The sequence below is a fragment of the Symbiobacterium sp. genome (genome assembly GCF_040797425.1).
Lineage (GTDB): Bacteria > Bacillota > Sulfobacillia > Symbiobacteriales > Symbiobacteriaceae > Symbiobacterium.
Genome location: NZ_JBFNEH010000023.1, coordinates 16768 through 41443, shown reverse-complemented (window position 1 = coordinate 41443; position 24676 = coordinate 16768). Strand labels below are relative to the sequence as shown.

General features: G+C 67.5%; 16 protein-coding genes. 9 read left to right on the top strand and 7 right to left on the bottom strand.

The genetic code is table 11. The features are described 5' to 3' along the window. Window positions 1-157 precede the first annotated feature (157 nt). A complete protein-coding gene (locus AB2385_RS08995) occupies window positions 158-5992 on the bottom strand; it encodes a S8 family serine peptidase (protein ID WP_367654630.1) in 5835 nt (1944 codons plus the stop codon). Window positions 5993-6225: 233 nt separating this feature from the next. Between AB2385_RS08995 and yhbH the strand changes: the two genes are divergently transcribed. The 6 genes from yhbH to AB2385_RS08965 all read left to right on the top strand — a co-directional run bounded on the left by yhbH (window position 6226) and on the right by AB2385_RS08965 (window position 15833). Next, window positions 6226-7371, top strand: a complete 1146-nt coding sequence (yhbH, locus tag AB2385_RS08990; RefSeq protein ID WP_367654629.1) for a sporulation protein YhbH — start codon at window positions 6226-6228, stop codon at window positions 7369-7371. Window positions 7372-7654: 283 nt separating this feature from the next. Next, a complete protein-coding gene (locus tag AB2385_RS08985; protein ID WP_367654628.1) occupies window positions 7655-10444 on the top strand; it encodes an N-acetylmuramoyl-L-alanine amidase in 2790 nt (929 codons plus the stop codon). A gap of 167 nt (window positions 10445-10611) precedes the next feature. Beyond that, window positions 10612-12276, top strand: coding sequence for a Gmad2 immunoglobulin-like domain-containing protein (locus tag AB2385_RS08980; RefSeq protein ID WP_367654627.1), 1665 nt, complete (start codon window positions 10612-10614; stop codon window positions 12274-12276). Further along, window positions 12264-13583, top strand: coding sequence for a 3-oxoadipyl-CoA thiolase (gene pcaF / locus AB2385_RS08975; RefSeq protein ID WP_367654626.1), 1320 nt, complete (start codon window positions 12264-12266; stop codon window positions 13581-13583). The genes AB2385_RS08980 and pcaF overlap by 13 nt, the downstream gene beginning before the upstream one ends. Before the next feature lie 61 nt (window positions 13584-13644). Further along, entirely contained in the window at window positions 13645-15099 is a 1455-nt protein-coding gene (locus AB2385_RS08970; protein WP_367654625.1) for an NAD-dependent succinate-semialdehyde dehydrogenase, read from the top strand. A 383-nt stretch (window positions 15100-15482) separates the two neighbouring features. After that, a complete protein-coding gene (locus AB2385_RS08965; RefSeq protein ID WP_367654624.1) occupies window positions 15483-15833 on the top strand; it encodes a hypothetical protein in 351 nt (116 codons plus the stop codon). A gap of 431 nt (window positions 15834-16264) precedes the next feature. Here AB2385_RS08965 and AB2385_RS08960 read toward each other — a convergent pair whose 3' ends face one another. Beyond that, window positions 16265-17173 (bottom strand): serine hydrolase, encoded by a 909-nt coding sequence (locus AB2385_RS08960; RefSeq protein WP_367654623.1) that lies wholly within the window; start codon window positions 17171-17173, stop codon window positions 16265-16267. Between the two features lie 316 nt (window positions 17174-17489). On the opposite strand from AB2385_RS08960, the gene AB2385_RS08955 reads away from it, so the two are divergent. Continuing rightward, complete coding sequence (locus AB2385_RS08955; protein WP_367654622.1) at window positions 17490-17963, top strand: zinc ribbon domain-containing protein; 474 nt, start codon at window positions 17490-17492, stop codon at window positions 17961-17963. Window positions 17964-18097: 134 nt separating this feature from the next. Next, a complete protein-coding gene (locus tag AB2385_RS08950) occupies window positions 18098-19462 on the top strand; it encodes a SpoVR family protein (protein WP_367654621.1) in 1365 nt (454 codons plus the stop codon). Here the strand turns inward: AB2385_RS08950 and AB2385_RS08945 are convergent. From AB2385_RS08945 to AB2385_RS08925, 5 genes are all read right to left on the bottom strand, one after another. Beyond that, window positions 19457-20392, bottom strand: a complete 936-nt coding sequence (locus tag AB2385_RS08945) for a haloacid dehalogenase-like hydrolase (RefSeq protein WP_367654620.1) — start codon at window positions 20390-20392, stop codon at window positions 19457-19459. The two genes, AB2385_RS08950 and AB2385_RS08945, sit on opposite strands and share 6 nt — an antisense overlap. After that, complete coding sequence (locus tag AB2385_RS08940) at window positions 20379-20861, bottom strand: PTS glucose transporter subunit IIA (protein ID WP_367654619.1); 483 nt, start codon at window positions 20859-20861, stop codon at window positions 20379-20381. Before AB2385_RS08940 ends, AB2385_RS08945 begins: the two co-directional genes overlap by 14 nt. Beyond that, window positions 20862-21107: a PTS transporter subunit EIIB gene (locus tag AB2385_RS08935; protein ID WP_367654618.1), complete on the bottom strand. Its 246-nt coding sequence runs from the start codon at window positions 21105-21107 to the stop codon at window positions 20862-20864. Window positions 21108-21129: 22 nt separating this feature from the next. After that, window positions 21130-22254, bottom strand: coding sequence for a PTS transporter subunit EIIC (locus AB2385_RS08930; protein WP_367654616.1), 1125 nt, complete (start codon window positions 22252-22254; stop codon window positions 21130-21132). 210 nt (window positions 22255-22464) lie between these two features. Continuing rightward, entirely contained in the window at window positions 22465-23313 is an 849-nt protein-coding gene (locus AB2385_RS08925) for a PRD domain-containing protein (protein ID WP_367654615.1), read from the bottom strand. Window positions 23314-23475: 162 nt separating this feature from the next. On the opposite strand from AB2385_RS08925, the gene AB2385_RS08920 reads away from it, so the two are divergent. Next, window positions 23476-24651 (top strand): acetyl-CoA C-acetyltransferase, encoded by a 1176-nt coding sequence (locus AB2385_RS08920; RefSeq protein ID WP_367654614.1) that lies wholly within the window; start codon window positions 23476-23478, stop codon window positions 24649-24651. The last annotated feature ends 25 nt before the right edge of the window (window positions 24652-24676 follow it).

Here is a 24676-nt window from a genome sequence, read left to right as displayed (position 1 = left end):
CTTCAAGAAAAAGGGAGACCTGGAGGAAGCGTAGCATCCGTGCCACAGCCTGGCAGCATGAATTATCGGATGATTTTGACGGATCAACCTCGCCCTCTTGGGTGATAAGGTCAAAAAGAGAAAGGGAGCAGAACTTCGCTCCCTTTCTCGGCGTGGGCTACTTGTTCGTGACCTTTACCGTTAGCGTGGCCGTAGCCGTGTTGCCGAAGCTGTCGGTCACGGTCAGGGTAACCTTGTAAGTCCCGGTATGCGCCCACTGGTACTGGACGACCGGACCCTCGATGGGATCGGAGCCGTCGCCCATGTTCCATTCGTACCGCACGATGTGGCTGCCGGTGGACCCGGAGCCGTCGAACGTGACGGTCTCGTCAAGCTTCACCGACTTGGGACCCTGGATGGTGGCCTTCGGCTTTTCGAAGACTACCACGGTCAGGGTCGTCGTGGCGGTGTCGCCTTCCTTGTCGGTGACGGTGAGCGTGATGGTGTAGGTGCCAGCCTGCTTGTACTTGTACGTGATGTTCTTGCCCTTGATGGGCTCGGAGCCGTCACCCATATCCCACTCGTACTTCACGATGCGGGAATCGGAGTAGGACTCGGCAGCGCTCCACTTGCCGTTCTTCTTTACCTCAACGACGGTCGGCCCGTCGATGAGTGCCACCGGGGTGGTGGGATCGGTCTGACCGGGCTCATCGGGCTCGCCAGGCTCACCGGGCTCACCAGGCTCACCAGGCTCACCGGGCTCGCCGGGCTCACCAGGCTCACCAGGCTCACCGGGCTCGCCGGGCTCACCAGGCTCACCGGGCTCACCAGGCTCACCGGGCTCACCAGGCTCACCGGGCTCGCCGGGCTCACCGGGCTCGCCGGCCGTGATGGTCAGCAGGCCCGGAGCAAAGGCCCGAGTCGTGTTCCCGGCCTCGTCCACCGCCCGGAACCGCACGAACGCCTGCGGCAGGCTCAGGCCCTCCGGCACGGTGAAGGTACCCTCGTAGTGGCCCGGGGCCGTCTCGGTCATGGCGATCTCGCCAGGCTCCAGTCCGGCCACGGGATCATCGCTGGTGGCGCTGCCGCCGCCCAGGTTGGCCACGATGCTGAAGGCAGCCAGGGCCAGGGCCGGCTCAGACTCGAAGGAGACCACCAGGGTGTCGCCGGTCGTCAGAGTCAGGTCGGAGTCGGGCTGCAGGTTGGTCAGCACGGGTGCGGTGATGTCCACCACTACGGTCAGGGTGGCGGTGGTCGAGTTGCCCGCCCGGTCGGCGGCGGTGACGGTGACGGAGTTGTCGCCTTCGCGGAGGAGGATCTCGGCCGTGAAGTTGCCTTCCTCGTCCACGTCGGCGGCGGTGCCGTTCACCGTAACACCGGCCAGGTGCAGGTCAACCGCCCGACCCGTGACGGTGAGAAGCCGGCTGTTCACCAGGGCAGGATCGGAGGGCGAGGTGATGGTGAGCTCCGGAGCCGTGAGGTCCACGGTGATCCGGACGGGCGCCGAGGGATCGGTGGTCATGCCCTCGGGGTTGACGGCCACTGCGGTGAGCAGGTGCTCGCCTTCCACGAGGCTGACCACGGCTGCGAACCGGCCGTCGTCGCCCGGCGCGGCCTCGGCCACGGGCTCGCCGTTGTCATAGAGCCGCACGGTCGTGCCCTTGACGCCCTTGCCCTCCACCGTAACCTCGGTCTGGTTGGTGAAGGAACCGTCCGCAGGAGACGTGATGACCGGAGCGCCGACCTCCGTGGAGACCAGTGCGCGGATCATCGCGTTGCCCTCGTCGGTCCAGGGACCCCAGGCGCCGCCTACCAGCTGCCAGGTGCGACCCTGGGTGGTGGTCTCGTCGAAGGCCATGCCAGGCACGTTCGGGTAGGCGTCGGCCTGGATGTAGGCCACATAGAAGTCACCCTGCACCGAGATGCCGTAGCTGCGCAGGTCGACCTCGTTCCAGCCGCCCAGGATACCGTTCTCCACCAGCACGGGGCCGGCCAGGAGGTCACCAGGCGTGCCATCTGCCCTGGCGCCGAAGACGGCCACCTGGAAGGCCCTCGCACCGTAGCCGGGCCAGCTGGAATCCCAGAGGTAGACCTTGGCGCCGGTGAGCAGCACGGGCTGCTCGGCAGTCATCCGCACGGCCCAGCCGTTGCCGGCGTCGTAGAACGCCCAGGCGTTCTCGGCGGTGCCGTCGTCATAGGCCAGCTCGCCGGGCACGCCCACGAAGGGACGCAGGGCAATCTCCACAGAGGTGGTCCCGTTGCCTGGCACTTCGACGACCTCAGAGTGGCTGTAGTAGTTGCTGTGGGAGACGACCAGGGTGTAGGTACCCTCGAGCACCCTGAGGCTGAACTCGCCATCGGCATCGGTGAAGGTCGGGGCGATGCGGGCGTCCTCGACCACGTGGACCCGGGCGCCTTCGACCGGCTCGCCGGTCCGGGAGTTGATCACGGTACCGCGCAGCTCGCCGTACGGAATGGCCTCAAGCAGGAAGTTGACGGTGACTTCCTCGCCGCCCTCCACCGTGACCACGCGCTCCTGCGGGTAGTAGCCGTAGGACTCGGCCACCAGCGTGTAGGTGGAGGCGGGGAGATCCAGGGTGAAGGAGCCGTCGGCCGGGCTGGTGCGCACCATGCGGCCTGTCTCGAGGACGGTCACGGTGGCATCCAGGACCGGCAGGGCCAGGGCGCCGACCTTGTCGTTGCCCTCGTCAATCCGGTAGTCGGACTTGACGGCTGCCGGGATCTTCAGGTTCAGCTCGACCGACTCAGCCGGCTTCTTGCCGTCCTTCGTGACGGCCGGTTCGCCGCCGGTGGAGAAGCTGAGGTCGATGGCCGCGGCCCCGGACGCAGCGCCGGCCACGACGACGTCGTCAATGTACCAGCCGGCGTACTGGACCGAGCCGTCGGAGGTGAGGCGGAAGCGGATCTGCACGGTCTGGCCCACGTAGTCGCTCAGGTCGATCAGCGGGCTCTCCGGGCCAACCGGAGCGCCGCTGGACCCGGGTGCGGTGTAGCGGGCCAGTTCGGTCCAGGTGGCGCCGCCGTCGGCAGTGATTTCCACGCGGCCGTAGTCGTAGTTACGCTCGATCGAGTACCAGTGGGTGAACTGCAGTGCGGCCGCGCTCAGCCCGCTCAGATCGATGGGCGGCGAGACGAGGGAGGCGTTGGCGTTGGCCGGGTAGTTGCCGTGCAGGTTGGTGGCCCACAGGTACTGGCCGGAGAAGGCAGCGCCGGGACCGGTGGTGGGTGCACCCCATTCCCAGGGATTGTTGGTGCCATCCAGCGTCCAGTTGCCGGGGCCGGCCTCCATGTCGTCAAAGAAGCGGATGTCCACCGCGGCGGGTGCGGCCGAGGCCTCGTTGGAGAAGCCGCTCTCGTTGCCGAAGATGTCGGTGGCTGTCACCACGTAGAAGTACTGCGTGTCAGCTTCCACGGCGATGTCCACATAGGCGGTGTCGATCGAGGTGGCGATGGCGGCGTAGCCCTCGCCGGACGTAGTGGAGCGGTAGACGGTGTAGTGGTCGACGTCGGCCTCCGGCGAGGCGTCCCACGTGAGCGCAATGCCGCCCATGCCCGTGGGAATGGCCGTCAGGTTGGTCGGAGCCGACGGAGCCTCGGTGTCCACGAAGATCTCCACGTCGTCCAGGTACCAGCCGTCGCGGGTGACGGAGCTGTCGGTGTCCAGGACAAAGGCGATGAAGAGGTTCTGGGCTCCGACGTAGTCGCCCAGGCTGATGACGGCCTCCTGGTAGGTTCCGCTGGTGCCGGTGTAGGTGGCCAGAATGTCCCAGGTCTCACCGTAGTTGACGGTGGCTGCCACGATGCCCAGGTCGAAGTTGGTCTCGAGGTTGTACCAGTGCTGGAACCGAAGGGCAGGCGGACCGTCGACGTTGCTCAGGTCGATGGGCGGCGAAATCAGGAAGGCCTGCGCGTTATTGGTGTACTGGCCGGAGAGATTGGTCGCGGCGACCCGGGTGCCGGAGTAGGCGTAGCCGGGGCCGGAGGTGGGTTCGCCAATCTCCCACAGGTCGGCGGGATCACCGGCGGTGAACCAGCCGGGGGCTGCACCCTCGAAGTCCTCCAAGTAGCCGGGCGTCGCACCGTTGTGCAGGATGATCACGTGCGGGTTGGTCGGGGAGCCGCTGCGGGCGCGGTTGTTGCCGTAGTCGACGGCCTCAATGTAGTACTCGATGGTGTCGGTGGTCGAGAGCTCAGCCGGGATGGTGCCGACGAAGGTGCCGCCCCTGTGGTCGCCCGAGGTCTGGGTCATGTCCACGATGCCCCACCAGCTGCGGCCGGGCTGCCGGAAGCGCAGGTAGACGGCGGTGAGGGAGACGTCGTCAGTGATCTCCGCGGTGATGGTGGTGGGGGTGTACTTGAAGGACTCGGTCACAGGAGTGTGGCGGATGGTCGGACCGAGGAGGTCGTCGCCCTGGGTGAGCACACGGCCGGTGATGCGGCCCTCGGTCAGCCCGAGTGCGGCCGAGACGGCCTTGTACGCGTTGACGATGCCATAGCCCCAGCCGTTGTTGGGAACGCCGGGATACTGGGCATTCGTCATGGGATCCGCCGTGCTGGTGAGAATCTCCTCGATTTCATCGACGCTCAGGCTGGCGTCCACCTGCCGGAGCAGTGCGGCCACGCCGGCCACGTGGGGCGCCGCCATCGAGGTGCCGGTTCCGGCGCCGTACGCCCCACCGGGCAGCGAGGAGCGGACCCCGGTGCCGGGTGCGGAGAGCTCAGGCTTGATCTCCCCGTACGGGCTGGGCCCACGGCTGGACGAGTTGGCGAGGCTGTCGTCGCGGGTCACGTTGCCCACGCCGATGGACTCGGGGTAGTTGGCCGGACTGGCCACGGTGCCGGCGCCGGGGCCGTCGTTGCCGTTGGCGAAGACGGGCACGATGCCGGCTTCACGCCAGGCCCGCACGACGTCCCGGAACCACTCGTTCATGCCAGGGCCGCCGCCCCAGGAGTTGTTCACCACGTCGGGGGCGTTGGCGGGGTCGCCGCCGGGGGCAAGCAGCCACTGACCGGCGGCCAGGATCCAGCTGCTGTAGCCGCTGCCGCTGCTGTCCAGGATCTTCGCCGTGATCCACTGGGCGCCGGGGGCCACGCCGATCTGGTTCACGCCCTCGGGGTCGCGGCCTACCATGGTGCCGGCGGTGTGGGTACCGTGACCCTCGTCGTCATAGGGAGTGGAGCGCCCATTCACCGCATCGAACCAGAAGGCGGAGTGATCGCTGGCGCCGCGGCCCTTGTACTGGTTCGCCAGGGCCGGGTGGTTGGCGTCGACGCCGGTGTCCAGGCTGGCGACGACCGTACCGGTGCCGTCGATCTGGAACTGGCTCCAGACGGCCGGCGCGCCGACCCGGGTGATGTTCCACTCGGGCTCCGCAGCGAGCGTGCCGACTTCCGCCTCTTCAAACACGATGTCAGACTTGATCAGGTGGATCTTCTCATCCAGGTAAATTGCCTCGACGTCGGGACGGGCCGCGATCTTCTCCAGGGTGGCCTTGTCAGACGTGACGGCCACCATGTTGGTAACCCAGAAGGACTGGTACGACTCGACGAGTCCTGCCGACTGAGCCTTGTCCAGGAAGCTCAGCAGCCCCGCCTGGGACACGGCGGCAGCCTCTTGCAGGCTGGTAATCACCGCACTGCGGGCTGCGAGTTCGGCTGCAGCAGGGGTCCGGGCCGTCGCCCGTGCGGAGGCCGCGGCGCTTTCGATGTCCGCCTGTACCTTCAGCTTCACCAGGTAGGAGACCTTGTCGCTCTCCTTGAAAGCTTCCAGCACGGTGGACTGGACCTTGGCCTCACCCTTGGCCGAGGGGTCACCGAACACGGAGACTGCCGCGGGTTTCCCGGGGCCGGACTGAACCGGACCGGGTTTGACGCCGACGCCGATTGCCGCCATGGCTTGCGCCGGCACGGCGGCAGTCAGGAGCAGGGCCAGACCGGTCCGTATCAGCCGCGGGCCGGAACCCGCGGAGCTGCGACGGATCGCGGGTCGCATGGACACTCCTCCTCCACACCGGATTCGAGGGCTTGTCCGCCCTCGTGGAGAGGTGGAATTCGTCCGCCGGGTGGCTCAGTCCTGTCATTGTCGGAATTGAAGCGTAAATAATCTGTCAGCGAAAGTCGTGAGTTTACGTGCGTGCGCGGCAAGTCTGCCACAAAGCTGCATCATAGACTGGAATCAGGACCGTTCACCCGCGCAGGTGTGCAGACTGAGGAGGGGGGAGGAGTATGGCTTCGACGTCTCAGCACGACTGGAGCCTGCACCGGAAAGGCCCCATCGACCAGGCCCGGCACCAGGAGAAGATCAAGGAGGCGATCCGGGAGAACCTGCCCGAGATCATCGCCGAGGAGTCCATTATCACCTCCGACGGCAAGCGGCTGGTGAAGGTACCCATTCGGACGCTGGAGGAGTACCGCTTCCGGTTCGACCCGAAACAGGGGAAGCGGGTGGGGCAGGGCAACGGCGACTCGCGGGTGGGCGACGTGCTCGGCCGGGCCCGTTCCGGTGGGAAGGGAGCCGGTACCGGAAACCAGCCCGGCGACCAGCCCGGCGTGGATTATTACGAGGCCGAGGTGACGGTCGACGAGCTGGCCGAGCTGATCTTCGAGGACCTGGGCCTGCCCGACCTCAAGCCCAAGTCGACGCAGGAGGTTCCGACCGAAGAGGTGCGCTTCACCGAGGTGCGGAAGAAGGGGCCCATGGCCAACCTCGACCGGCGGCGCACGATCATGGAGAACCTGAAGCGCAACGCCCGCCTGGGCATGCCCGTCCTGGGGAACATCACAAACGAAGACCTGCGCTTCAAGGTATGGGAGCAGGAGATGCGCCCCAGCAGCAACGCGGTGGTCATCGCGATGCGGGACGCCTCCGGCTCAATGGGCGAGTTCAAGAAGTATATCACCCGGAGCCTCTTCTTCTGGATGACCCGGTTCCTGCGGACGAAGTACCAGGACGTGGAGATCGTCTTCATCATCCATCATTCCGAGGCCAGGGAAGTGGATGAGGAGGCGTTCTTCAAGCTGGGCGAAAGCGGAGGCACGCGGGTTTCGTCGGCCTACCGGCTGGCGCTGGACATCATCCGGGAGCGGTACGACCCGGAGCGTTGGAACATCTATCCCTTCCATTTCTCTGACGGGGACAACTGGAGCGACAACGACAACCGGGTTTGCGTGGAGCTGGTGCACAAGCTGCTGGAGGTCTCGAACCTGTTCGGGTACGGCGAGATCCGGGAGGGCGGGTACACGAGCTCACTCATGAGCGCTTTCTCGGCGATCAAGGACCCGCGGTTCGTGATTGTGACCATTACGGAAAAACGGGACGTCTATCCCGCCCTGCAGAAGTGGTTCAGCCGCGGCGGGATGGCGGTGGGATAGCGCAAGCGGAGGGTCCGGCGGTGCGGCCGGACCCTCTGCCTTCCGGCGCTCCTTGCGGGACGGTAGGGCCTAGCACAGGGGTGAGCGATGGGGTGTTCTGATTCAGGGTAAGGGGGAGGCGGCCCGTTCACGGCTAAACGTTCGGCGTGGTGACCAGTCGCAAGGCGGCAACTGGAGGCGCGGGGATTCGGGCGGGCACGAAGATGACTGAATATTGAGTTTAGACGGAAAAGAGTGATATGCGTGGGTGACAGACTCTGATGTCGGGGGAGGCAGATGGAATATGGACCGTTCCAGGAGCCCGGTGCTGCAGCGGGACGGTCTGACCGTATCCTACTTGATGTCTCAGGTCAGGGACTTATGTATGAACGCGGAGGCGCTCGCAACGCTAGGTAGCCTGGGCGGTGCCGAGCCGGGGGAACGGAACCCGGCCGTGCTCCAGGCCTGGGCGTTCACTTATGTCAAGAACATGCTGGGGGAGGAGATGCGTGGGGAGGGGGACGCCTTCTCGCCGGAGGCCAAGGCGGCGCTGCGGAGCCAGGGACTGGACAACCCTGAAGGACGGACGCTGGTGCGCGTCTACGCGGCGGTGTCCGGCCGTGAGGCGGACCAACTGGCCCTCCAGCTCACGGCCGACCCCGACGTCCTCTTGGTCCAGCTCAAGTGCGAGCAGTATAGGAGCCTGGCCGAGCAGGGGCGGCTGGACGTGGTCGACCCCCAGTTCCGCGCGGATCCGGCATTTCTCCCGTATGTCCACCTGTGGGAACAGGTGAAACCCGAGACCCGGGAGCACATCGTCGCCATGCAGCAGCAGTGGGCGAAGCTGGCGGAGTACTGGCAGGCGTTCCTGACGGGCCAGCCGCTGCCGCCCGGGCCACCCCCGGCGGATCCCTTCGGCGTGCGGGACTCCATCCTGCGCCTGGTGGAGAAGCAGGCCATCGCCGAGCTCACCCTCCTGCGCGAAGAACTGGAGACCGGCATGGCCACGGTCCCGCAAGTGCAGGAGCACCTCGCCCGGCTGGATCGTTTTGACGAGGTGCTCGGCGAGGGGTGGATGCAGGAGAAACTCGCGTCGGTGTTTGGAGAACAGGCCAGCCGGGTCGATGCCGTTCTCACCTTCCGCGAGAACTTCCTGAAGGGCAAGGCGGAGTATTGGCACCGCGTCATCAAGGACGGCGAGGAGGCCGCCAATCGCTGGGATGCCGAGTTCTACCAGCCCCTGCGGGATTTCAGGGATGCGAACCTGCAAGACCCGGTCTTCGGCGTGCTGGTGGAGGCGATCCAGGCTGAGGCGGTGAGCCTGCACGATGCCTACGCCATGCTGTACCGGGCGAAGCAAGGTTGGTGGCAGGCATACTTCCAGGGTCAGCCCACGGAGCGCTGGGAGCAGCAGGGGGCCGAGGTCAGGGCACTCCTGGTGGTGCGCGACCCCGGGGCAGAGGTGCTTTGGCGGTCTGACAACAGCTGGCATCTGGACCGTGAGAAGGGGGCCGTGCTGGCTGAGTTTGGGCAAGCCTACGAGGCATACTGGAGGGCACTGTTGAACTGCGACCGCGCGGCGCTGGCAGAGGCAGAGAGCCTGTTGGCAGCCCTACCGGTTGCGGTTGCCAGCCGCCCGGGCCGACGGATTGCAGAGCAGTTCGAGCAGCGACTTCAGGAAGAATACTTGGCCGCGCGCCAGGTTCTGGCGGAAAGCCGCTCTTCGATCGCGGTGGTCGAGCGGGCAACGGCCGCGCTTGCCTTCTGGCGCGAGCACCTGGACCCGGCGCTGGTGGCCCAGTGGGATGCCCTCGCCGAGGCCCGTTTCCGGCCACAGGGTCCAGTGAGCCGGGAGGAACTCTTCCCGGGCGCCGGGAGACTGCTGGAGCCCAGCCCCAACGTCGCGGACATCTGGGAGAAAGAGGGCCGGGAAATCATCGAACGCGTGAACCGGTACGACTCGGTCATCCGGGCAGCCGCAGCCGCCTACAACCTGGACCCGCTGCTCATCAAGGCTGTCATCACCCGCGAGTCGAAAGGACACCCCGACGCGAGGGGAGGCAGTGGCGACACCGGTCTGATGCAGATCGTCTGGAATCTGTGGGGCTACTCCTCGCCCGAACCGCTGCTCGACCCGGTGGAGAATATCTGGAAGGGAGCCCAGATTCTCAGATACTTCATTGATTACTTCGATGGAGACGTGCGGAAGGGGATACAGGCCTACAACTACGGGCAGGGCAACGTCCTGAAAGCAATCCAGGCGGCACGAGCGGCCGGCCGGCCTGAGGAGGAGTGGACCTCCTTCCGGTCGGTGGTCAAGGGCGGCAACCCGCGCTATCTGGAAGATGTCATCTACTTCTATGAGCGATGGGCAGAGGTGGAGGGCCGCTCCGTCACCCAACCCCAGCGCTCTCCGGAGTCAGCGCCGCCCCTCCAGATCGTCGACCAGACCCATCGGGTCCACCCGGCCAACTACACGGTCGCGAACCGCACCCGGGGCGACATCACCCACGTGGTGATCCATCATATCTCCGCCGGCGGCACGGAAGCTGCCCTCAGCCACTGGTCCAATGACGTGGAGGCTTCGGCGCACTACATCGTGGACCACGATGGCGTGATCACGCGGGCAGTGGCCGAGAAAAACATCGCCTACCACGCCGGCGGCATCAACAAGTCCTCTGCTCCGGCAGGGCTGAGGAATAACCCGTGGGTTCAGGACGCGGGCTATATGAACCGGCGGTCCATCGGCATCGAACTGCAAAACGACGACCTGCGCACACCGTTCTCCGGCAACTGGGAGACCCTGGAGGGCGTGGAGTTCGTTTACACGGAGAAGCAGTTGCGGCAGGCGGCCAGGTTGGTGGCGGACATCCTGCACCGGTACGGCCTCGAGCCCACGCGGGAGTACTTGCGCGATGCCAACGGCAACCTCGTGCTGAACCCTGACGGCAAGCCGTTCGTGGATCTCACCAGGAGTACCGTCGTCGGGCACGGAGACTTCCTGAATAAGTCGGGCAAGTACAACGAACCCCGCAACTTCCCCTGGGACCGGTTCATGGAGATGGTGCGGGAGGAGTACGCGAAGCTCCGGTAGGCGGGCCGCCGCGCACGGCCGCGGCAGCGCAAGTGCCGGTCCGTCCAAGAGGGCGGGCACCGTGGGCGGCGGGCCGTGGTCCTTACGAGGGCCGGCCCGGCTCGTGGAGGCCGGCGGGCGAGTCTCGGAGCGACGGACGCATGTTCGTCTGCTGAGGTGTTGCGGTTATGTGTCGAAGCGTGAAGCAGTGGACGACGGCACTGCTCCTGGCGGTGCTCACGGCTGGATGTGCCGCATGGGCGCCGCCGCAGGAGCCAGCACCGGAAAGCGTGGAAGAAACGGCACCGGTCTCGGCGCAGGAGCCGGCACAGGAAAATCAGGGAGGCGCCCGCCCGGATCAGACTTCCGACTGCACCGCGCCGCCTCTGAACATCGCCGGCGGGGTGACGGGCCTCACGCCGGTGATGGCGAACCAGCCGCTTCCGGAGGCCGTGTGCGCATGGGTCGCCGCCATCCAGGAGCACGGCGGGCTGGTGACCCTATTCGAGGAGGGGAAGACCTATCTCGTCGCCGCACCCGGGACGGCCGGCGCCCTGACGATCACCCGCCTCGCACGGCGAGAAGGGGCGGTGGAGGTCGGGTACCGCATCACGGAAGGGCAGAAGGGGGCGCCCGGAGTGGCCGTACTGGCGGCGGATGCTGCCGGCGGTGAGCCGCCCCGGGTCGTCCAGGGGCCCGAGCCGGGCAGCCCGTGGTTGCCGGCGGTGCGCAATCCGCATAGTCTTCCGCCGGTTCCCCTGCCCGAGGCCGGCGTCCGGTTGGCCTCCGCGCTGCACGACCAGGCCTGCACGGGCCGGGTGGTCGTGAGCGGGTTCGCCATGGTGAACGAGAACGTGCTGCTGGTGCGGGTGCGCGACGGGGGCGGTGCGCTCCTGGGCGAGGTGCAGGCGGAGGCGGGCGGCGGCCGCGGCGACTGGGGGAGTTTCGTGGTGACGGTTCCGCTGGCCGGGCAGCCCAGTGGCGACACAGGCACGGCAGAAGTGCTGAGTATCCGCGGGGAAGACTGGGCGCTCTCGGACCGCCTGGCACTCCGCTTCACCCCGCCCGCACAGGTCGGGGGTGCGGTGGAGCCCGACCCCGGGCGGGTCTGGGAGCCGGAGGCGGCGGAGCTGACCGTGGCGGGAGCACCCCTCCGCAGCCGGCTGGAGGAACTAGAGACCTTGTTGGGGCCAGGCAGCAGCTTCGACGACCGCACCTACGTCTTTGGGAATGGTGCGGTGTGGGCCCACTTCCCCTACGCGGCGCACCTGCAGGCGCAGGCGCACCGCCTGGTGACGGCCAGCGGCGAAGCCGGCGCCGGCGTGGCGGTGGGGCAGTGCGCGGCTGAGGTGGTCGCCCGGCTCGGGGCGCCGCAGGCAATCGCCGCGGACGGGGCGGAGTGGCGGTACCTGAGCCCCTCGTCCCATGCGGCGCTGACGGTGCGGTTTGGCCCGCGCGGGCTGGTGACGGAGATCGAGTTGGCCTCGTACTACCCCGCCCCCGACGCGAGTGCGCCGCCGCCTCCTCCTCTCGACGAGGCGACGGCCCGGGAACTGCTGACGCGCTTCTGGAACGCCGACCTGTATGAGCGGGCGGAACTGCTGACCACCGGCCGGGCGGCCGCCCACTATCGGGAGTGGGTGGCGGGCGCCCCGGTGAACCTCAAGGCAGAGGACTGGTTCCCCGACGCGATTCGCCTTTCGGTGGAACCGGACGGGGAGGGGACCCTGGTGCGGATGGATTACGTGAGCAACTTCACCGGACAGGCCTCCACGTTGACCTGGCGCTTCGTGCCCGTGGGGGGCACGTGGCGCATCGCCGGGTGGCAGGTGGCCGGGCAGTGGCTGCCCTGAGGGATGGGCTGGCCGTGTCGCGCGGGCGCCCGGCAGAAGCAGTGATTGTCGATGCGGTCCGTACGCCCATCGGTCGGTACGGCGGGGCCCTCAGGGACGTCCGCCCGGACGACCTGGCGGCGACCGTGATCCGGGCGCTGCTGGAGCGAAACCCGGCTGTCCCACCGGAGTCGATTGACGATGTCTACCTCGGCTGCGCCAACCAGGCCGGGGAGGACAACCGGAACGTCGCCCGCATGGCCGTGCTTCTGGCCGGGCTGCCCGTGACCGTTCCCGGGGTCACGGTGAACCGCCTCTGCGGCTCAGGCCTCGAGGCGGTGGCCCAGGCGGCCCGGGCCATCTGGAGCGGCGAGGGTGAGGTCTTCATCGCCGGCGGAACCGAGTCGATGACACGTGCGCCCTTCGTGATGGCCAAGGCGGCCGCTCCCTGGGCGCGCCAGGTGGAGATATACGACACCACCCTCGGCTGGCGGTTCGTGAACCCCCGCCTCGCCGAGGCGTATCCGCCCATCAGCCTCGGCGAGACGGCGGAGCGGGTGGCGGAGCAGTGGCAGATCTCCCGCGAGGACCAGGACCGGTTCGCCCTGGAGAGCCAGAGGCGCTGTGCCGCCGCGATGCGGGAAGGCCGGTTCGACGCGGAACTGGTCCCGGTTCCGGTTCCCGCCGGACGCGGCGAGACCCGGCTCGTCACCACGGACGAGCACCCGCGCCCGGACACGACGCTGGAGCAGTTGGTGCGGCTGCCGCCGGCCTTCCGGAAGGGCGGGACCGTGACAGCCGGCAACTCCAGCGGGATCAACGACGGCGCGGCCGCGCTCCTGGTGATGTCGGCTGAGCGGGCCAGGGCCCTCGGGCTGACCCCCATGGCCCGCATCGTTGCCACGGCCGTGGCCGGAGTCGACCCGTCGATCATGGGCATGGGCCCTGTCCCCGCCACGCGGAAGGCGCTGGAGCGGGCTGGCCTCACGGTCGACCAGCTCGACCTCGTGGAGTTGAACGAAGCCTTTGCGGCGCAGGCCGTGGCCTGCATCCGCGCCCTCGGCCTGGACCCGGTCCGGGTGAACGTGAACGGCGGGGCGATCGCGCTCGGACACCCGCTGGGGTGCACCGGGGCCCGCATTCTGACGACGCTGGTACATGAGATGGTCCGCCGCGGCAGCCGGTATGGACTCGCCACCATGTGCATCGGGGTCGGGCAGGGCATCGCCATGGTGGTCGAGGCCGCCGGAGGGCAAGTGAGCCGCGCCAACCGCCATGCGGGCCAAGCACCCGACCCGCCTCCCGGATCCGGACGCCACCGCCGTTGACAACCCCGCAACCCAGGCCGCATCATGGGTTTGGAAAATGCAGGTTCTGGGGGGATCGCTGGTGTCCGCACAGTCCTATCAGCTTTTCATCGGCGGCCAGTGGCGGGAGGCGGCGAGCGGCGCACGGTTCGCCGTGACCAACCCTGCCACCGGCGAGGTGGTGGCCACCGTTCCCGATGCCGGTGCGGAGGATGCTCGCGCCGCCATTGAGGCTGCCCACGCCGCCTTTGCGGAGTGGTCCTCGCTGCCCGCCCACGTGCGGGCCCGTTACATGCGCAAGGTCTACGACGGCATCATGCAGAACGTCGACCGACTCGCCCGCGTGCTCACGGAAGAGAACGGCAAGCCGCTGCCCGAGGCGAAGGCCGAGGTGATCAACGGGGCGGAGTACCTGAACTGGTACGCCGAGGAGACCCGGCGCGTCTACGGCGAGGTCATCCCCGCCTCCTCCCGGCGAACCCGCATCGTGGTGCTGCGCCAGCCGGTGGGCGTGGTCGCGGCCATCACGCCCTGGAACTTCCCGTCGTCCATGATCACCCGGAAGATCGCCCCGGCCCTGGCGGCCGGCTGCACGGTGGTCCTGAAGCCGGCCGAGCAGACCCCGCTGAGCGCCCTCCTCCTGGCCGAGATCATCCAGGAGGCCGGCCTGCCGGCGGGCGTGGTCAACATCGTCACCACCCGCGACCCGGCGGCCGTGGGGCAGGAGTTTCTGGAGAACCGGCTGGTGCGGAAGATTTCGTTTACCGGCTCCACCGAGGTGGGCAAGTACCTGGCGCAGGGAGCGGCTGCGCGGATGAAGCGCTTCAGCATGGAGCTGGGCGGCCACGCGCCGTTCATCGTCTTCGACGACGCCGACCTGGACGCGGCCGTGCAGGGGGCCATCACCAGCAAGTTCCGGAACGCCGGGCAGACCTGCATCTGCGCCAACCGGATCTTCGTGCAGGAGTCGGTGGCGGCGGAGTTTACCCGCCGGTTCGTGGAGGCGGTGCGCGGTCTGCGGGTTGGGTACGGGCTGGAGGAGGGCACCGCCGTGGGGCCGCTGATCGACGAGGCCGCATTTATAAAAGTAGAAGAGCACGTCAGCGATGCCCGCGGCAAGGGGGCCCGGGTGCTCACCGGCGGGCACCGGCTGACCGGCGAGAAGTTCGACCGCGGCTTCTTCTATGCCCCCACGCTGCTCGACCAGGTCACGGATGACATGAAGATCATGCGGGAGGAGACGTTCGGCCCCGTGGCCCCGATCATCCCGTTCCGCACCGAGGAGGAGGTGATCCGGCGGGCCAACGACACCCCGTACGGCCTGGCCGCCTACATCTTCACGCGCAACCTCGGCCGGACGGTGCGGGTGAGCGAGGCGCTGGAGTACGGCATGGTCGCGGTGAACGACTCCCTCCTGGCGGTTCCCCAGGCGCCCTTCGGCGGCATCAAGGAGAGCGGCCAGGGCCGCGAGGGCGGGCGCCACGGGCTGGAGGATTACCTCGAGTACAAGTACCTCTCCATCGTTCTGGACAAGTGATGCATGGCCACATGAGCGGGCCCCCGGGGCGGATGGTTGCCCCGGGGGCCTTTGTCTGCTTGCGGGCCTGTCTCGAAGGAGCAGGAGAAACGAGCGATAGGGGAGAACTGTGAAATTCGACACATTAAACAGAGTATTATGGTGTGGGAGGACAACACGATGTTCGGTCGGGATCTCGCACTGGCCACCACCGAACGGGGGCGGCAGTTCGGCGATAAGGACATGATGACGCAGGTGAATGCCTGGGCGCGTGCGCGATCAGAACACCCTACTGTAACATCTTCGTCTGGGACGTCACCCGGGCCCATGGGGCTGAGATTCCCCACTGGGTAGAGAAGCGGGACTGGTCCAAAAAAGCTATACCAGGCCCGGACGGCCAAGAGTTGGACGCCAACCTCACGGCAGTCTGGTTGGCACAGTATGGTGCCTCCAATGGCTGGATCCCTGTCGATAAGACCGATAAGGCCAAGGAACTGGCCAGTGCGAGGAGACCGGTTGACGCGGGTCGGTTAGCCCAGGAATGGGCCAACGAGGGAAAGCCAGTCGTAGCAGTGTTCTACAACCCTGGTGGTATTGGGCATGTGGCCATGGTGATTCCCAGCGACGAACCTTACGACCCCGAGAGAGGGCCAGCAATCGCTCAGGCCGGCGAAACGAACATGAACCGCGGCTACCTCAAAGATGGTTTCGGGAGGCAGAGAATGGGGGCTGTCATCTACTATGTGCATGAATAGTGGTACGGCAACCAGGATGGTGGGGTTGATCCTCGTGCCACTCCTGCTCACCGGCTGCGCGGGTGCGCTCCCAACCACGCCGCAGCCGGGCCCCGCCCCGGCGCCGACGGCGACCAGCACGGTGACCGACGATCCGGTTTCCGAGTCGCCGTCAGATGTCCCGGTGCAGGAGCTGCCATCTGACGCCTCCCTTCTGGAGCGCCCATCCGACTCCGCGTCGCCGGAACCGGCATCCAGTCCGTCAGACCCGCCCGGCTCCGAACCGGTCCAGCAGGCCCAGTGCGAACCCCTGACCTGGGACGCCGCACTCGATTACCTGGTCAAGCTCCTAGGGCGGTGCACTGGCTCGTCAGTATGCAGGCGCCTCCCGCATGCCGCCTAGCGGCTGCAGGAGGCGCCCTTGTGATGCGTGCGGGTTGGATGAGCCGGGACTAGTACGGCACCGGTCCAACCTCGTCGAGCAGCGCCTTGACCACCTGTACCGGTTCGGGGTTCGTCCCAGGGGACTCGGTCAGCACCTGGTAGACGGCCGCGGTGACCCGGGCGATGGCAGCGTCGGCCTCAGCCAGCGGCGCCCCGTCCGTCATCACCACCAGAATGAAGGGGCGGTCTCCGTAGACGATGCCGGAGTCATGGTAGTTGCCGTCATAGGAGCCGTACTTGTGCAGGTGGGGTACGCCCTCTGGCAGGCCGGCGGAAATGCGCCCCCGGTACGTCACGTCCCTCAGGGGCTGGACGACCAGCTCGGCGACTTCCGGGTCTTCCTGGGCGAGGCGGTGGAGGTGGCCCCACCAGTGCAGCACGTCGAGGGCGCTAGCGCGCGGCAGCCTTTCCTCGTGGGTCAGACGCCCGCCGATGCTGGCCGTCCACAGCTCGATGTTCCCCCACCCCAGGTGCCGCCCCAGCATGTTTACAGCGATGTTGTTGCTGTTGGAGAGGGACCAGCCGACCAGGTCGCCGACGGGAAAGCGATTGCCGAAGGCGGCCGTTTCGAAGGGGCCGACCGGCGGCTCGACGTCGCGCTCGGTGTACTCGATGAGGTCTTCCCAGCCGATCTCGCCCGCCCGGTACTGCTCCAGGGCGTAGAGTGCGACGGGCAGTTTCAGGGTGCTGGCGGGGTGGTAGCGCCGGTCGGCGTTCAGGAGCCACTGTGCTCCCGTCGTGAGATCCTCCACGGCCACACTGTACTCGCCGGGGAAGTCAGCCATGGCCTGGGTGACGGCCTCCGCGAGGCGATGAACCTCGGGGATGCCACCAGTGGCCCCTGCGGTGGCCGGCGTGGCGAGCGGCAGGACGACAAGCAGGCTCAGCAGCACTCGCCCGACGCGCCATCTGTGCACGGCGATCACTCTCCTTCTCCCATAGATAATAACGAGCAGAAAGAAAAAAGTGTTGCGCCACCATCGACGTAACGATGATGGCGCACCGCGCACAGAGCCCCCACCGCCCCGGGCCCACTTCTCGTGCGGCGGTGGCCACACCTGTGGCCCGCCGGACACGTGACGCCCAACGCTGCTGCAGCGCTGGGCGGTCCGCATGGACCGTCAGCCGGCCGCACGCCATGAACTGCCGCCGGCGTGTGCGAACCCGAAGGACAGTGTCGCCAGTCATAGAGTCGGACACGTACTTTCTTGGGAGCAGGGGTGGTGCGGCCAGATGCGGAAGCCAGAGATCTCACCGGAGCGGAGGGCGGTCTACTACGGCGGCATGGCTGTCATAGCCATGGGTGGGCTGCTTTTCCTTTCGAACTTCTTCATTCTCCCATCTTCCTTCTCTTCGAATCCCTTCGCTGACCCTTTCGCCGACCCGCTCGCCGATATGCGGGGCATGATGGCGCGCGGCATCGGGGGCATGGTGCTGATGGTGATCGGCGCCTTCATGATGAACGTGGGCCTGAAGGGACCCGCCGGCTCCGGGTTGGTTCTCGACCCCGAGAAGGCCCGCGAGGACCTCAGCCCCTGGGCCCGCGCGGCGGGCGGCCTTGTGAAGGATGCCCTTGAGGAGGTCCGGGACTCCGCACCTGAGAGTTCGTTGGAACTGCAGACAGTCGTGAAGGTGCGCTGCCCCAGCTGCCGGGCACTGAACGACGAGGACGCCAAATTCTGCGATCAGTGCGGTTCTCCTTTGTAGTCAGATACGCAGCAACGCCCGGGCTGATGTGCAGCCCGGGCGTTGGCATGTGTGCGCGGCATGAAACTCCCGTACTTCCCACCCTGACGGGGCATAGAATGTAGGAACCCCATCGGGAGGGAGGAGACAGCCCCATGGAAGACCGTGACCTGCCGGTCCTGGAGGAAGCGATCGGGGAGATCTGGGAGACGGCGCGACGGCTGGGCCTGGATCCGTTCCCCACCCACTTTGAGATCGTGCCTGCGACCATCCTCTACGAGTTCGGCGCCTACCTGCTGCCCGGCCGGTTCAGCCACTGGACCCACGGCAAGGCGTACTACACCATGAAGTCCTCCTACGACTACGGCCTCAGCAAGATCTACGAGCTGGTGATCAACGCCAACCCCAGCTACGCCTTCCTGCTGGAAACCAACTCCTTGCTGCAGAACAAGTTCGTGGTGGCCCACGTGTTCGGCCACACCGACTTCTTCAAGAACAACATCTGGTTTGCGCCCACCAACCGGCGGATGCTCGAGACCGTCAGCCAGAACGCCCGGCGCATCCGCCAGTACGGCATCGAGGAGGGGAACCTGGAGGTGGAGCGCTTCCTGGATGCCGTGCTCTCCATCTCCGACCACATCGACCCCTTCCCCCGCCGGGAGCAGCCGGACCCCCGGGAGGAGCCCCCCGTCCGCCCCGGCGACGGGCCCTACGCCGACCTCTTCCCCCGGCAGGAGCGGGCGGAGGAAAAGAAAACCGGCGCCCGGGCGGCGAAGCCGCAGCGCCGGAAGGTCCCCCCCGAGCCCGAGAAGGACCTGCTGCTCTTCCTCCTGGAGCACGCCGACCACCTGGAGGACTGGCAGCGGGACATTATCGCCATCGTGCGGGAGGAGTCGCTCTACTTCGTGCCCCAGATGATGACCAAGATCATGAACGAGGGCTGGGCCTCCTTCTGGCACATGCGCATCATGCGGGAACTGGACCTCACCGACGAGGAGTTCGTGGAGTTCGGCCGGCTGCACGCGGCGGTCTGCACGCCGGGACACGCCCGGATCAACCCATACTACGTAGGGCTAAAAGTCTTCGAGGACATCGAGAAGCGCTTCGGCCGGGAGAAGATCTTCGCGGTGCGGGAGATGGAGAATGACGTCTCCTTCCTTCGCACCTACCTCACCGAAGAACTGGTGAAGGACCTCGACCTTTTCGTGTACGAGTTCCAGGACGAGGAGTGGAAGATCACCGACAAGAACTGGGAGCGGGTGCGCGACGCCCTCTGCGACGCCATGACCAACTTCGGCCATCCCTACATCGTGGTGGAGGACGGCGACTACAAGGGGCGCCGCGAGCTCTACCTGCGCCACCAGCACGACGGCCGCGACCTCGACCTGCCCTACGCCGAGCGCACGCTGCAGTACGTCTACCAGCTGTGGGGCCGGCCGGTGCACCTGGAGACGAGGGTGGAGGGGAAGCCGGTGCGGCTCACCTGCGAGGGCGACAAGGTGCGGCGCGAGACGCTATAGCGAACCGGGGGCGGCCGGTGCCGCCCCCCGCCGGTCCGCCCCAGCACGCAACCCCGTGAGCGACATCGCCATGCGCCGGTAGGTGTGCCGCCTGCCCTTCACGGCCACGCAGTACGCCAGGATGTTCTCGGGCACTGCCACGCCGAAGTAGCCGGCGTCGCCCAGGTGATGCAGGTCGACTCCCGCCATCTTCGCGTTCAGGGCCAGCTGCCGGACAGTGGCCTCGTCGGCGCCCTCCTGGGAGGTGCCGATAGCCGACATCGCCAGCGCCCCCCTGCGGTGAGCCGCCTGAACGCACGCGCTCACCGCTTCCACCATGGCGCCCGGCACTGTTCCCGGGGCGGGCACCAGCAGCACGTCGGCGCCGGCTTCCACGAACGCCTCGGCCTCCTCCGGCGTGATCAGGCCCCTGCAGCCGGAAAGGCCGACCCCCGCCGCATGCATGCGGCCGGCGATCAGGAAGGCCCTGTCCCCTACGGCCGCCTTGATGAGCCGGAGGCTCTCCAGGATGCCTTCGTTGGTCACCAGGGTGTTCGGATTGCCCGTCAGGCAGATGAAGTCGGCGCCCTGCTCCACCGCCCGCACGGCGTTCGCCGGGGTGGCCCGACGGCCGGGCGGGACACGGTCACTGGGCTCCAGGTTCACCCCCACCGGCCGGCCCACCAGTGCCTTCACGTCCCGGCAGGTCTGTCCCGCCCCCTCCGGCAGTCCCGCGATGGTGGGGCGTTCGCAGTCATAGCAGTTGAGCAGCACGAGGTCGGCACCGAAGGCGGCGACCAGTTCGGCGTTGGTGATCCCGTCCACCAGGGGCGGGGCGGTCACCACCGTCTCGGCCACCACCAGCCGGCCTTCCGAGAGCCTAATGCCTTCCAGCAGTTCTGCGCGCCCGAGCTCTGTCAGCCGCGAGGGAGGAAGGTCAAGCAGTCGCATCGTCTTCCCTCCTTTCCAGCAGGCGGCAGACGGCGTCCTGACCGGCCACCACCGGGCCGCTGGCGACCACCTCGACCCGGAGGTGTTCCCCGGGGTCCAGGATCAGCACCGGGCTCAGGGGCGAGCGAGCCTGCCGCCGGAACTCCGCCAGGTCCACGCGGACCAGTGGCTGGCCCGCCTGCACCCGATCGCCCTGCGCCACGAGGGGGCGGAAGACGCCCTTCGCCTTGCTGCTGTCGAGCCCGAGGTGCAGCAGAATCTCAGTGCCCGCGGCGGTCCGGATGGCCAGCGCGTGGCCCGTGGGAAAGAGGGCTGCCACCTCGCCGGCCACCGGCGCCACCACCAGGTCACCCGTGGGATCGATGGCCAGGCCGTCGCCCAGCAGCCGGCCCGAGAACACCGGGTCGGGCACCTCGTCCAGGGGGACGACGGTGCCGGTGATGGGGGCCAGCAGGGTGACCATGCTCATCTAGATCATATCCTTCATGATCTGCTCGATGCGTTCGGCGGAGGTGCCCAGCACCACCTGCACGACCTGACCGGCCTTCATGACGCCGACGGCCCCCAGCGCCTTCAGCCGCTTCTCATCCACGGCGCCGGGGTTCTTCACCACCAGCCGCAGGCGGGTGATGCACGATTCCAGTTCGACGAGGTTCTCCTTGCCGCCCAGGGCGGCGAGAATCTCCTGGGCCTTCGTCCTGTCGTCCACACGCATTCCTCCTCGTTGAGGCAGTCATCTAGTCGGCAGCCTCGGCGCTCTCCTCGGGCTCCCGGCCGGGGGTTGCGATGTTGAACTTCACGATGACCCAGCGGAAGACCACGTAGTAGACCACGCCGAAGACCAGGCCGATGGGGATCAACAGCCAGGCGTTGTCTGAGGCAATGCCGTAGTTGAGGACGTAGTCGATCAACCCCGCCGAGAACGTGAAGCCGTGGTGGATGTCCAGAAGCTGGGCGATTGCCATGGAGATGCCGGACAGCACGGCGTGGATCACGTAGAGCAGCGGAGCGACGAACATGAAGGCAAACTCGATGGGTTCGGTGATGCCGGTGAGGAACGACGTGAAGGCGGCGGAGAGCATGATGCCGCCCACCCGCTTGCGGTGCTCCGGCCGGGCCGCGTGCGTAATGGCCAGGGCGGCACCGACGAGGCCGAACATCATGATCGGGAACCAACCCGCCATGAAGAAGCCGGCGCTCGGGTCACCTGCGAAGAACCGGTTCAGGTCGCCGGTGGCGATGGTGCCGTCGGCCTTCGGGAACTCGCCGAAGACGAACCAGACCAGGCTGTTGATCACGTGGTGCAGGCCCAGCGGGATGAGCAACCGGTTCAGCAGGCCGAAGACGCCTACGCCCACCGCACCGGCGGCCACCAACCAGTTGCCGATGGCTCCGATGCCGTGCTGGATCGGCGGCCAGATGAAGCCGAAGATCAGGCCGAGGACGGTTGCGGCACCTGCCGTGACGATGGGGACGAAGCGCCTGCCGCCGAAGAAGCCGAGGTAGTCGGGCAGCTTGGTGTCCTTGAAGCGGTTGTACATGCTGGCCGCCAGGATACCGGCGATGATGCCGGCCAGCACGCCCATGTTGATCTCGCTGTTGATGGTGGTGGCGACCTCGGTGATCACGAAGTAGGCCACGACGCCGGACAGCCCGGCCACGCCGGCATCCTTGGCAAGGCTGACGGCAAGACCCACCGCAAAGAGCAAGGCCAGGTTGTTGAAAATGGCGTTACCGGCCTCGGCCATCCAGGGCCAGTCCAGCACGTCGGGCTGGCCGAAGCGCAGGAGCAGGCCGGCTGCGGGGAGGACCGCAACGGGCGTCATGAGCCCCTTGCCGATCTTCTGGAGCTGTGCGAGCATCCTATCGACCTCCTTCATTAATAGGACTGGTAGGTGAGCTCGGAATCGGGCCGGCGGCGCTTGCGCTACCCTCCTTTCCTGGCGCCGCCGGCACCCGCCTCAAACAGAAAGCCAGCCAGAGACCGCCCAGCCCCCACAGAGGTGCCGGACCTTCTCTGGCTGGCTCATGCCCACCTGAGCACGGCGGTGACACGCCAGCGCAAACGATGATTAAGTTAGGTTCTTGAGGCGCAGGAGGTGCAGGGCCAGGTACCCGACTTCGTCGTCGCTCACGGGCCGGTCCAGCCGCTCCGCCATATAGTCGCCCAGCCGACGGGCCCGGGCGAACGCGTCCGGGTACTCGCTGCGGATGCGGTCCAGAAGCGGGTTTGCCTCGCCCTTCCCTGAGACGATCAACTCCACCGCGAGCCGGAGGTGCAGGAGCACGCGGGCAAGGCGCGGGTCGTCGTCCGACCAGGAGATGCCCGCCTCGTCGGCCAGGAACTGGGCCGACTCCCGGATCACCGCCTGGTGCCGGGCCACCAGCTTGGGTGGCTCCCTGCGGCGCATCCCCAGAAGGTGGAGCGCCAGGAGCCCCTGCTCCTCCTCCGGCAGCCGGACCCCCAGCCGGTCCGCGATCATCTGCACGGCCTGACCGGCCAGCTCATACTCCTCCGGGTAGAGGAGTTGAATCTGCGCCAGGAACGGGTTGGGAATCGGCATTCCCTGCCGGACCCGGTCCAGCGTGGCGGCCAGGTGCTCCGCCAGCGTCAGGTGCGCCTCCTCGCCCGGGGGGCCGAACCGGCCCGCGGCCAGGTGGAGGATCTCCTCCGCCACGCCGATCACGTCGCCCGAGAGGGTCTCCGTCAGGCGGAGAAACTGCCTGCGGTTGCGGCTCTCATCCAGCCGGAAGACCTTCTCGATGCGGGGATCGCTTCGGCTCAGTGGGCCCGAAGCCTGGAACCCCAGCCCCCGTCCCACCAGCACGACCTCCTGGTCCGAGGCCGGATCGTATGCCAGCAGGACGTTGTTATTCAAGGCCTTGAGGGGCCTGAACGGGCAGTCCCTACTTCTCTCCATATACTCGTTATTCACCTGATTCGGCTAAATTCCTGCAGGGAGATAATGGGTCTTTAGAAGTAATTCGGAAGGATCAGGTGAAACGGCAAGGGATAGCCGAAGGTCACAGAGAAGATAGACCAGGCTGAATACAGAATCGAATCGAGTGGGGGGTTATCGCAGATGGAGGAAGTGGTGATCCTGGGGGGCGCCCGCACGCCCTTCGGCAGCTTCGGCGGCTCGCTGCGGGAGGTCTCGGCCGTCGACCTGGGGGTGGTGGCGGCGAAGGCCGCACTGGAGCGGACGGGGGTCCCGGCCGGGGCCGTGGACGAGGTGGTGGTGGGGAACGTGATCCACACCGGCAAGGACGCACCGTACCTCGCCCGTCACATCGCCCTGCACGCCGGCATCCCGGTGGAGACCCCGGCGCTCACCGTCAACCGGCTCTGCGGCTCCGGCCTGCAGTCCGCCGTCTCGGCGGCCCAGACCATTCGGGCCGGCGAGGCCTCCGTGGCGCTGGTGGGGGGCGCCGAGTCGATGAGCCAGGCGCCGTACGTGCTGCGCAACCGGTTCGGCCCCGGCATCGGCACCCCCGAACTGGGCGATGCCCTGTGGGAGGCGCTCACCGACACCTACTGCGGTTGTGGCATGGCCATCACCGCCGAGAACCTCGCCGAGCGTTACGGCATCACCCGGGAGGATCAGGATCGGTTCGCGCTTCTGTCTCAGCAGCGCGCGGCAGCCGCACGGGAGCGGCTGGCCGAGGAGATTGTGCCGGTGGCGCTGCCTGCCCGCCGCGGCGAGGGGCGCCGGCTGGAGCAGGACGAACATCCCCGGCCCGACACCACCTACGAGGCCCTCGCCCGCCTGCCGGCCCGGTTCAAGGAGGGTGGCACCGTCACGGCCGGCAACGCCAGCGGCATCAACGACGGCGCCGCGATGCTGGTGCTGGCCTCCGCACGCCGGGCGGCAGCCGAGGGCTGGAAGCCCCTGGGGCGGCTGGTCAGCTGGGCGGTGGCCGGCGTCGACCCACACTATATGGGAATCGGGCCCGTGCCGGCCAGCCGCAAGGCCCTCGAACGGGCCGGGCTCACGCTCGCCGACATGGACCTGGTGGAGGTGAACGAGGCCTTCGCCGCGCAGTATCTGGCGGTGGAGCGAGAGCTGGACCTTCCGCGCGAGCGCACCAACGTCAACGGCGGGGCCATCGCCCTCGGCCATCCGGTGGGCGCCAGCGGGGCGCGCCTTCTGCTCACCCTGCTGCTCGAGCTGCGCCGCCGGGGCGGCCGTTACGGCCTGGCCACGCTCTGCATCGGCGGCGGCCAGGGCATCGCCGCGGTGGTGGAGGCGCTGCCCTGAGGGGCCGCGCGTGTTCCGTGCCGTA